The organism is Caulobacter sp. CCH9-E1, assembly GCF_001556515.1.
GTDB lineage: Bacteria > Pseudomonadota > Alphaproteobacteria > Caulobacterales > Caulobacteraceae > Caulobacter.
The window spans coordinates 1-9,471 of record NZ_LSJA01000281.1 but is presented as its reverse complement, the minus strand read 5'-3'; the positions used below and the strand labels follow the sequence as shown (position 1 = coordinate 9,471).

The window sequence follows — 9,471 nt, the reverse complement described above, 5'->3', positions numbered from 1 at the left end:
GCCTTCGGCCTCCTCCCCCTCTGGGGGGAGGATTTTCCAATCCGTCCGCTCAGGGCCGCAAGCCGACCCAACCGCCGCGCCCCTAGATCGGCCGCCCGGTCATCTTCCAGAGCAGCGGGCGGAACACGCTCATCAGCATGATCGCCGGGGCCAGCAGGACGGCGGCCGCGAACAGCTGCAGGCTGTCGGCGCGCTTGATGAAGTAGCGGGTCAGGCCCACGCCCTTATGGAACTCGACCTTCACCGGGTGCTCGAGGCTGGTGTGCCCGAGGTGCACGACCTGGGCCTTGGGCTGGAACAGCACCTGGCCGCCGGCGCGGCGAGCGCGCCAGCACAGGTCGATGTCCTCGACGTGCAGGAAATAGCCCTCGTCAAAGCCGTTCAGGGCCTCGAAGTCCTGGCGGCGCATGGCGAAGCAGGCGCCGGAAATGGTCGGCATCGGCGCGGGGCCGGCCGGCAGCGGCTCGTGCTCGCGGTGGATCTCGAACGCCGCCAGCTTGCGATAGCGGCGCGTCAGCTGGCCGAAGCTGAGCACGGTGCTGATCGGGGTCACCTCGCCGCGGCGCCCGCCGCGTTGCTCGGAGCCGTCGACATTGAGCACCCGCGCGCCGACGATGGTCGGGGTCGGCTGGCCCTTGAAGGCCGTCACCAGCGCCGCGACGCAGCCCGGCTGCAGATTGGCGTCGGGATTGAGGAAGATGATGTGCTCGCCGCCCGCGGTGGTGGCGCCCATGTTCGCGCCGCGCGCGAAGCCGATATTGCCGTGACCCTGCTTGAGGATCACGCGCGGCTCGGTCAGGGCCAGGGAGCGCAGCAGGTCCTGCTCACGGGGGCAGGAGCCGTTGTCGACGATGACGAACTCGTCGACCAGCGGCTCGGCCAGAACATGCTTGATGCTTTCGGCCAGCGCTTCTCCCGTCCGGTAGACGACCATGACCACCGACACGTGCGGGCGGGCCGGGCGGGCGCCGGCGGTCAAGGTCGAGACGGACGGGAGAATGCTGTTCATCAGGCGGTCACCGTCTCCTGAACCGCCTTGGCGGCGCGGGCGCGCGCCACGTCAGGCGGCGTGGCGTCGGCGGTCAGCACGGCGATGGCTTCCTCGAGCGACAGAACGCTCTGCCCTTCGCCGCCCAGGCGACGCAAGGCCAGCTGCCTCGTCTCTGCTTCCTTACGTCCGACCACCGCGATCACTGGAACCTTGGCGAGGCTATGCTCGCGAATCTTATAGTTGATCTTCTCATTTCGCAGGTCCAGTTCCGCGCGCATACCTAGTTTCGTCAAAGTCTCCACGACCTCGCGAGCATAGTCGTCGGCGTCCGAGGTGATCGTGGCCACGACCACCTGAGTCGGCGCTAGCCAGACGGGCAGGGCGCCCGCGAAGTTCTCCAGCAGAATGCCGATGAAACGTTCGAACGACCCCAAAATCGCACGGTGAAGCATCACGGGACGCTTCTTCGAACCGTCCTCCGAAACGTATTCGGCGTCCAATCGTTCCGGCAGAACGAAATCAAGTTGCAAGGTGCCGCACTGCCAGACCCGGCCGATGGCGTCCTTCAGCGAGAATTCCAGCTTGGGGCCGTAGAAGGCGCCCTCGCCGGGCTGCAGCACCAGCGTCTCGCCCGCCGCCTCGGCGGCGGCCGACAGGGCGGCCTCGGCCTTGTCCCAGACCTCGTCGGTCCCGGCGCGCAATTCAGGACGCGTCGAGAACTTGGTGTCCGCCAGCGTCATGCCCAGGTCGTTATAGACGCTGCGCAACAGTTCGATGAACCGCGCGCTTTCCTCGGTGACCTGCTCTTCGCGGCAGAAGATGTGGGCGTCGTCCTGGGTGAAGGCGCGCACCCGCATGATGCCGTGCATGGCGCCCGACGGCTCGTAGCGGTGGCAGGCGCCGAACTCGGCCATGCGCAGCGGCAGCTCGCGATAGGACTTCTGGCCGACGTTGAAGATCTGGATGTGACCCGGGCAGTTCATCGGCTTGACGGCCAGGACCTCGCCCTCGGCGCTCTCGCACATGAACATGGCGTGGCCGAACTTCTCGGCGTGGCCCGACTTCTCCCACAGGCTCTTGTCGAGGATCTGCGGAGTCTTCACCTCCTTGTAGCCGGCCGCGTCCAGGCGACGGCGCATGTAGTCCTCGAGCACGCGGTAGAGCGCCCAGCCCTTCGGGTGCCAGAACACCATGCCCTTGCCCTCTTCCTGGATGTGGAAGAGGTCCATGGTCTTGCCCAGCTTGCGGTGATCGCGCTTCTCGGCTTCCTCGATGCGCTTCAGATAGGCTTCGAGATCGGCTTCCGAGGCCCACGAGGTGCCGTAGATGCGCTGCAGCTGGGCGTTGTTCTGGTCGCCGCGCCAGTAGGCGCCGGCCAGCTTGGTCAGCTTGAAGGCCTTGCCGACGTGCTTGGTCGAGGGCAAGTGCGGACCGCGGCACAGGTCCTTCCAGTTCCCCTGGCGATAGACCGTGATCGTGTCCGTCGGCGGCAGATCACGGATGATCTGAGCCTTGTACTGCTCGCCGATCTCGTCGAAGTGCTTGATGGCCTCTTCGCGGTCCCAGACCTCGCGCGAGATCTTCTCGTCGCGATCGACGATCTCCTTCATGCGCTTTTCGATCTTTTCCAGATCGTCCAGGCTGAACGGCTCGTCACGCGCGAAGTCGTAATAGAAACCGTCCTCGACGTTCGGGCCGATCGTGACCTGGGTGCCCGGAAACAGCTCTTGCACGGCCTCGGCCAGGACGTGGGCCGTGTCGTGGCGGATGGTGTCGAGGGCCTCGGGCGCATCGCGCGTCAGAATCTCGAACTTGCGCTCGCCAGTCAGCAGGTCGGGCGTCAGCGGACGGTCGAGGTCCAGCAGCTGGCCGTCCAGCTTGATCAGCAGGGCCTTCTTTTCCAGCGACTTGGAGATGGCGGCGGCGACGTCGCGGCCCGTGGCGCCGTCCGGATACTGTCGCGAGGAGCCGTCGGGGAAAACCAGATCGATCATTCTTCACATTTCCACTTGCGTGGCTGGTGTCGCGGCGGCGGCGGGTCGTAGCCCGAACCACCAAACGGATTGCAGCGGCAAATCCGTCGCAAGCCCAGCCAGGAGCCCTTGAGCGGGCCATGTTCCTTGAGAGCGGCGGCCGTGTACTCCGAACAGCTCGGCGTAAAGCGGCACTGACGCCCGATGAGAGGCGAGAGCGTCAACTTGTAGGCTCGAAGGCCCAAATCGACGGTGCGTTCGTAGAGGGTCATGCCGGCGCGCGTACTGCTGTTGAGCGGTTACACACCCCTGAAAGGGGTGCGATCAAGCCGCGCCGGCGGTGCTAGTTCGCGTTTCGGCGGCGCCTGTGGCCTTGCGGACAGCCTCGACCGTCGCCTCGAACGCCAGCAGCGTCGAGGCGTGACGAGCGGGATAGTCCTTGACCGGCTCCAGCACGGCGAGCTCCGCAAATCGGCCCGCGGGAGGCGAACCGTTCGCCTTCAGCATAGCCGCAAGCGAGTCCCGCGCCAACTCGATCTCGGAAAGATCAGCGCCGACGACGTTCTGGCCCAGGATCGCGGCGGCCGCCTGGCCCAGGGCGCAGGCGCTGACGTCCTGAGCGAAGTCGACGACCTTGCCGTCCTCGCCGACCACCACGTCGACCGTGATCTTGCTGCCGCAAAGCTTGGCGACCTTCTCGCTGCTGGCGTCGGGCGCGGGCAAGCGTCCGGCGCGCGGCATGTTGGCCACGAGGCTCAGGATCTTGGCGCTGTAGAGATCGTCGATCATCGCGCGCCTTAGATGGGAGCCCCGCCGCGCTCGGACCAGAGGGCCTCGGCGCGGTCGCGGACCGCCTCGCCCATCGCGGCGAAGGCGGCCTTCAGCTTGCGGCGCTCCTCGCGGCTGACCCAACGCACCAGCATGCCCATGAACAGCTCGCCGTTCGAGAAGGTCGCGTTGGCGGGGCCCATGTTCTCGATCTCGAGATAGCGGATCGCGGTGACGAGGCCGCCGACGCGGGTCGAGCGCCAGTGCAGCTGCTCATACGGCACCCAGTCCTGGACGATCGGCTGGATGACGCGCGGCGCCTCGCCGGGCAGGTGCTGTTCCAGCACCAGGGCGGTGCCGATCTTCATCTGCCCTTCGGCCTGGCGGTAGAGCGGGTTCCAGTGACGCCAGCTCTCGAACTCGGAGACGACCTCCCAGACGATCTCGGCGGGGGCCTGGACCCCGATGCGGTGTTCGACGGCGCGTTTCATGCGGGCTTCTTAATCTCTCACCAGGCCGCCATCCACCACCAGGTTCTGGCCGGTGACGGCGCGGCTCCAGGGGGAGGCGAAGAACAGGACCGCGTCGGCGAACTCGGCAGGCGTGGTGACGCGGCGCAGCGGGGTGCTCTGGGCGATCAGGTCGAAGATCGCCTCGGGCGTCGCGGCGCTGGCGTCGGTGACGCGCAGCAACCCGCCCGAGACCATGTTGACCGTGATCCCGCTCGGACCAAGGTCGCCCGCCGCCGTGCGGGTCAGCGACAGCAGGGCGGCCTTGGCGGCGGTGTAGTCGTGATAGGGCACGACCGGGTTCTGGAACAGGTTGGTGCCGATATTGACGATCCGTCCCCAGCCTGCCGCCTCCATCGCCGGCGCGGCGGCCTGGATCAGGTTCAACGACCCGCGCAAGGACACGTCCATCTGGCCCAGGAAGTCGTCCCAGCCGATCGTCTGGATTTTCTCGCGCGCATCGCCGTTGAAGCTGAAGTCGCCCAGGGCGTTGTTGACCACCGTCGTGACGTGATGGCCGAAGGCCTCGGCCGCGTCATTGACCAGCCGCCGCGCCTCCAGCGGATCGGAGACGTCGGCCTGGATGGCCACGGCGCGCTGGCCGAGCTCGGCGACCAGCGTCTTGGCCTGGGCTTCGCTGCGGCGGTAGTTCACCGCCACCTGGGCCCCGTTCTCGACAAAGGCGCGCGCGATGGCCGCCCCCAGCCCCCGGCCGGCGCCGGAGACCAGGACGACCTGCTTTTCGAAGGTCATCGCGCCTAGTCCTTCATCCGCCAGGTCGCGCCCGACGGGCCGTCCATGACCACCACGCCCAGGGCGTCCAGCTCGGCTCGGATCGCGTCGGCGGCCGGCCAGTCCTTGGCCGTGCGGGCGGCCACGCGCTGGGCCAGCAGGTCCTCGACCTTGGCCTTCAGCTCGTCGGAGGCGTCGCCTTCGAACCAGCTGTCCGGATCGGCCTGCAGGAAGCCCAGCAGGGCGCCGGCCTCCAGCAGGCGGGCCTTGTTGGCGGCGATGGCGACGGTGTCGCCGGCCGTCACGGCCTTTTCGATCAGGCTCGACACCTCGAAGAAGGCCGAGGTCGCCAGCGGGGTGTTCAGGTCGTCCATCAGGGCGGCGATCACCTCGGCCGGGGCCTCCATGGCCTGGTCGGGAGCGACGTCCTTGGCGCGACGCAGGGCGCCGTACAGCCGGTCCAGCGACTTCTTGGACTGCTCCAGAAGCTCCGGCGTCCAGTCCAGCGGCTGGCGGTAGTGCGCCGACAGCAGCGCCCAGCGGATCACCTCGCCCGGAACCGTCTTCAGCAGTTCGTGCGGGATGATCACATTGCCCAGGCTCTTGGACATCTTCTCCCCGCCCATGTCGAGGAAGCCGTTGTGCATCCAGTAGTTGGCCAGCACCGCCGTCTTGTGGGCGCAGCGGCTCTGGGCCACCTCGTTCTCGTGGTGCGGGAAGGTCAGGTCGATGCCGCCGGCGTGGATGTCGATGGTCTTGCCCAGCGCCTTGTCGATCATGGCCGAGCATTCGATGTGCCAGCCCGGACGGCCCGCGCCCCAGGGGCTTTCCCACTCGGGCTCGTTTTCCTTGGAGGGCTTCCACAGCACGAAGTCGGCCGGTTGGCGCTTGTAGGGCGCGACCTCGACGCGGGCGCCGGCGATCATCTCGTCCAGCGGCCGCCCCGACAGCTGGCCGTAGTCGGCGAAGCTCTGGGTGTCGAACAGCACGTGGCCCTCGGCGGCGTAGGCGCTGCCGTTGTCGACCAGCTGGCCGATCATCTCCAGGATAGCCCCGATGTGCTCGGTCGCCTTGGGCTCGAGGTTCGGCCGCAGGGCGCCCAGGGCGTCGGCGTCCTGGTGGTAGGCCGCCAGATAGCGCTCGGTGATCACGCTGATCGGCACGCCCTCGTCGGCGGCCTTCTTGTTGATCTTGTCGTCCACGTCCGTAACGTTGCGGGCATAGACCACCGCGTCCTCGCCATAGAGGTGGCGCAGCACGCGATACAGCACGTCGAACACCACCACCGGCCGGAAATTGCCGATATGGGCGTGGTTGTAGACCGTGGGTCCGCAGACATACATCGTCACCCGCTTGGGATCGGCGGGGACGAAGTCGCGCTTCTCGCGCGCCAGGGTGTCGTGGATCTTCAGGGTCATAGGGTCGCAGTGCTGTGACGTAAGGAGAGGTTGCTCCGGGACGGAGCCGGCTCCATATATCCTTCGGATACGGATTGGGCCACGCCCAACGATGCGTCCGCGGCGACGCTTCGACCGTAGCTGTGAAACGGGTGGCACGCGTCATTCCAGGACGACCGGCGTCCTGGCGCAACTCAGCCCGTGGAAAGAACCCTCTGACATGGACGCCCTAGCCCGCGAGCGAACCCTGATCGGCAGCGATGACGGTCTTGATCTTGAACCCGCCGAGCGCCCCTCCCGCGAGGAAGCCATGGCCGCCGTCCGGACCCTCCTGGCCTGGGCCGGCGACAATCCCGAGCGCGAGGGCCTGATCGACACGCCCAAGCGCGTGGTCGACGCCTTCGAGGAGTGGTTCGCCGGCTACCAGGGCGATCCGGCCAAGGAACTGTCGCGCACCTTCGAGGACGTGCAGGGCTATGACGACATGGTCATGCTGCGCGGCATCGACGTGCAGAGCCACTGCGAACACCACATGGCGCCGTTCCTGGGCAAGGCCTGGGTCGCCTACATGCCGACCGGCAAGGTCGTCGGCCTGTCGAAGCTGGCGCGCCTGGTCGAGATCTTCGCCAAGCGTCTCCAGACCCAGGAGACCATGACCATGCAGATCGCCGACGCGATCGAGGACCACCTCTCGGCCGCCGGCGTCGCCGTGCTGATCGACGCCGAGCACCAGTGCATGAGCACCCGCGGCGTCCACCACCACGACGTCTCGACGATCACCACCCAGTTCCGCGGCGTCTTCAAGACCGACAAGGTCCTGCAGCAGCGGTTCATGGATCTGGTGGTCAGGAAGTAGGAGCAAGATCCTCCCCCGTGTCACGGGGAGGTGGCCCAGAGGGCCGGAGGGGGCCAGCTTGGCCGACCTCTAGTTCGCCCCCTCCGTCGGCTCCGCCGACACCTCCCCCGCATCGCGGGGGAGGAACGTTACCCCCTACGCCGCCACCCGGATCCCCTGCCGGATCCGCGCCACGCAGGCGTCCACCGGACGATGCACCAGCGTCACCAACACGAAGCTGATCAGCATCAGCAGGTACCAGGCGCCCATCTTCTCGATCGGCACCATGCGCCAGCCGGCCGCCTGGCTTGGATAGATCCAGGCGCCGGCGAAGGTGCCGAGGTTCTCGGCGAACCAGATGAACAGAGAGACCAGCAGCGCGCCCATCAGCATGGGCATGCGGCGCGGCGTTTGATCAGGCGTGAACAGGAACCAGGTCCGGCCAAACAGCAGCGCCGACAGGGCGAAGAGCCCCAAGCGGATGTCGGTGACATAGTGGTGCGTAAAGAAGTTCAGATAGATCAGCACCGCCAGGATATGCGTGGTCCAGAACGGCGGATAGCGCTCGAAGGTGATGTCGAACAGCCGCCAGATGCGGGCGATATAGCTGCCGACGCAGGCGTACATGAAGCCGGTGAACAGCGGCACGCCGCCGATCCGCAAGAAGCTGGGCTCGGGATAGATCCACGAGCCGTGGGCGGTCTTGAACAGCTCCATGACCGTGCCGACGACGTGGAACATGAAGATGACCAGCGCCTCGTCCCAGCGCTCCAGCTTCAGCGCCAGCAGCGCGGCCTGGATGGCGACCGAGGCGATGACGAGAAAGTCGTAGCGGGCCAGCGGCGCGTGCTCGGGCCACAGCAGCTTGGTGCCGACCAGCAGCGCCAGCATCAGGCCGCCGAACAGGCAGGCCCAGGCCTGCTTCAGGCCAAACAGCAGGAACTCATAGGCGTAGCCATGCCAGCGCGAGCGCCGCGCCCAGGGCCGAGCCCAGACGTCCAGCGCCGCCACCGCCCCCTTGATCCGATCCTTGAGGTTCATCTCGCCCCCGCAAGCGCGGGGAAGCTAGCGCGCCCGCCCCGCCTGCGCCATATGTGGCGCCATGAGCACGCCCCTGTTCCCCCACGCCCACGACAAGCACGCCCTGGAGCGGGGCTCCGACCTCGCGCCGCGCTTCAACGCCGACGGCCTGGTTGTGGCGGTGGCTCAGCACGCCGACACCGGCGAGATCCTGATGCTGGCCTGGATGAACGACGAGGCGCTGAAGCTGACGGTCGACACTGGCATCGCCCACTATTTCAGCCGCTCGCGGGGCGAACTCTGGAAGAAGGGCGAGACCAGCGGCCAGCTGCAGGACGTCGTCGAGCTGCGCGTCGACTGCGACCAGGACGCGGTGCTGCTGAAGGTGCGTCCGCGCGGCGACGGCGGCGCCTGCCACGTCGGCTTCCGCTCGTGCTTCTACCGCGTGCTGGAGGACGGCAAGCTGGTCGAGCGCGAAAAGCCGCTCCATGACCACGACTGAGGCCCTCGTCGCCTTCTCGCTGGCGGCGGGGCTGCTGACCCTGACGCCCGGCCTCGACACGGCCCTCGTCATCCGGACGGCGGCGGCGGAGGGGCCTCGTCGCGCGACCGGCGCGGCGATCGGCGTCGGGCTTGGCTGTCTGATCTGGGGGGCGGCGGCCTCGTTCGGCGTCGGCGCGCTGCTGACCGCCTCGGAGATGGCCTACACGGGGCTGAAGTGGGTGGGCGCCCTGTTCCTGGCCTGGACCGGGATCAAGATGATCCTCAAGCCCCGCGACCAGTTCGAGCCGGGCGAGATGCGGCCGGTCGACGCGGGCCCGATCGCCGCCCTGCGCCGGGGGCTGCTGACCAACCTGCTCAATCCCAAGGTCGGGGTCTTCTACGTGTCGTTCCTGCCGCAGTTCATGCCGGCGGGCGTCGATCCGGCGCGCTTTGGCCTGCTGCTCACGACCATCCACGTGGTCGAAGGCCTGCTGTGGTTCGCCGCCCTGATCGCGGCGACCGTGCCGATCGCGGGTCTGCTGCGCGTGCCGGTCGTGGTGCGTTGGCTGGACCGGGTGACCGGGTGCGTCTTCGTCGCGTTCGGCCTGAAGCTGGCCCTGGAGCGGCGGTGAGCCTGCGCTAGATCCTCCCCCGCATCGCGGGGGAGGTGGCCCAGAGGGCCGGAGGGGGCCAGCTCGGCCAAGCCAGCGCTTGCCCCCTCAGTCGCTCCGCGACAGCTCCCCCGCATCGCGGGGGAGCATCT

General features: G+C 67.7%; 11 protein-coding genes. 3 read left to right on the top strand and 8 right to left on the bottom strand.

The features are described 5' to 3' along the window. Positions 1-82: 82 nt before the first annotated feature. From AX690_RS15880 to cysS, 7 genes are read right to left on the bottom strand one after another with little or no spacing between them, the layout of a single operon-like run. Positions 83-1,009, bottom strand: a complete 927-nt coding sequence (locus AX690_RS15880) for a glycosyltransferase family 2 protein (protein WP_066730488.1) — start codon at positions 1,007-1,009, stop codon at positions 83-85. Beyond that, entirely contained in the window at positions 1,009-2,985 is a 1,977-nt protein-coding gene (gene thrS, locus AX690_RS15875; protein ID WP_066684177.1) for a threonine--tRNA ligase, read from the bottom strand. Before thrS ends, AX690_RS15880 begins: the two co-directional genes overlap by 1 nt. After that, complete coding sequence (gene yidD, locus AX690_RS22420; protein ID WP_013077712.1) at positions 2,982-3,236, bottom strand: membrane protein insertion efficiency factor YidD; 255 nt, start codon at positions 3,234-3,236, stop codon at positions 2,982-2,984. The genes thrS and yidD overlap by 4 nt, the downstream gene beginning before the upstream one ends. Positions 3,237-3,288: 52 nt before the next feature. Then, a complete protein-coding gene (locus tag AX690_RS15870; protein ID WP_066684178.1) occupies positions 3,289-3,753 on the bottom strand; it encodes an iron-sulfur cluster assembly scaffold protein in 465 nt (154 codons plus the stop codon). Positions 3,754-3,761: 8 nt separating this feature from the next. Further along, positions 3,762-4,223, bottom strand: a complete 462-nt coding sequence (locus AX690_RS15865; RefSeq protein WP_066684180.1) for an SRPBCC domain-containing protein — start codon at positions 4,221-4,223, stop codon at positions 3,762-3,764. A 9-nt stretch (positions 4,224-4,232) separates the two neighbouring features. Further along, positions 4,233-4,994 (bottom strand): 3-oxoacyl-ACP reductase, encoded by a 762-nt coding sequence (locus AX690_RS15860; RefSeq protein ID WP_066684182.1) that lies wholly within the window; start codon positions 4,992-4,994, stop codon positions 4,233-4,235. A gap of 5 nt (positions 4,995-4,999) precedes the next feature. Next, positions 5,000-6,391 (bottom strand): cysteine--tRNA ligase, encoded by a 1,392-nt coding sequence (gene cysS, locus AX690_RS15855; protein WP_066684183.1) that lies wholly within the window; start codon positions 6,389-6,391, stop codon positions 5,000-5,002. 199 nt (positions 6,392-6,590) lie between these two features. On the opposite strand from cysS, the gene folE reads away from it, so the two are divergent. Continuing rightward, the gene (folE, locus tag AX690_RS15850; protein ID WP_066684186.1) at positions 6,591-7,226 is read left to right on the top strand and encodes a GTP cyclohydrolase I FolE; all 636 of its coding nucleotides are present in this window, start codon (positions 6,591-6,593) and stop codon (positions 7,224-7,226) included. Between the two features lie 135 nt (positions 7,227-7,361). On the opposite strand, the gene AX690_RS15845 is transcribed toward folE, so the two are convergent. Beyond that, positions 7,362-8,246 carry a DUF817 domain-containing protein gene (locus AX690_RS15845; protein WP_082769694.1) on the bottom strand — a complete coding sequence of 295 codons (885 nt, stop codon included), beginning with the start codon at positions 8,244-8,246 and terminating at the stop codon, positions 7,362-7,364. Positions 8,247-8,307: 61 nt separating this feature from the next. Here AX690_RS15845 and hisI point away from each other — a divergent pair, with 61 nt between their 5' ends. Continuing rightward, entirely contained in the window at positions 8,308-8,727 is a 420-nt protein-coding gene (gene hisI / locus AX690_RS15840; RefSeq protein WP_066684188.1) for a phosphoribosyl-AMP cyclohydrolase, read from the top strand. Further along, positions 8,714-9,340 (top strand): LysE family translocator, encoded by a 627-nt coding sequence (locus tag AX690_RS15835; protein ID WP_066684190.1) that lies wholly within the window; start codon positions 8,714-8,716, stop codon positions 9,338-9,340. Before hisI ends, AX690_RS15835 begins: the two co-directional genes overlap by 14 nt. Positions 9,341-9,471 lie beyond the last annotated feature (131 nt).

Coding starts and splice junctions, on each gene's coding strand:
- AX690_RS15880 (WP_066730488.1), bottom strand. CDS start 1,009: ATGAACAGCATTCTCCCGTCCGTCTCGACCTTGACCGCCGGCGCCCGC.
- thrS (WP_066684177.1), bottom strand. CDS start 2,985: ATGATCGATCTGGTTTTCCCCGACGGCTCCTCGCGACAGTATCCGGAC.
- yidD (WP_013077712.1), bottom strand. CDS start 3,236: ATGACCCTCTACGAACGCACCGTCGATTTGGGCCTTCGAGCCTACAAG.
- AX690_RS15870 (WP_066684178.1), bottom strand. CDS start 3,753: ATGATCGACGATCTCTACAGCGCCAAGATCCTGAGCCTCGTGGCCAAC.
- AX690_RS15865 (WP_066684180.1), bottom strand. CDS start 4,223: ATGAAACGCGCCGTCGAACACCGCATCGGGGTCCAGGCCCCCGCCGAG.
- AX690_RS15860 (WP_066684182.1), bottom strand. CDS start 4,994: ATGACCTTCGAAAAGCAGGTCGTCCTGGTCTCCGGCGCCGGCCGGGGG.
- cysS (WP_066684183.1), bottom strand. CDS start 6,391: ATGACCCTGAAGATCCACGACACCCTGGCGCGCGAGAAGCGCGACTTC.
- folE (WP_066684186.1), top strand. CDS start 6,591: ATGGACGCCCTAGCCCGCGAGCGAACCCTGATCGGCAGCGATGACGGT.
- AX690_RS15845 (WP_082769694.1), bottom strand. CDS start 8,246: ATGAACCTCAAGGATCGGATCAAGGGGGCGGTGGCGGCGCTGGACGTC.
- hisI (WP_066684188.1), top strand. CDS start 8,308: ATGAGCACGCCCCTGTTCCCCCACGCCCACGACAAGCACGCCCTGGAG.
- AX690_RS15835 (WP_066684190.1), top strand. CDS start 8,714: ATGACCACGACTGAGGCCCTCGTCGCCTTCTCGCTGGCGGCGGGGCTG.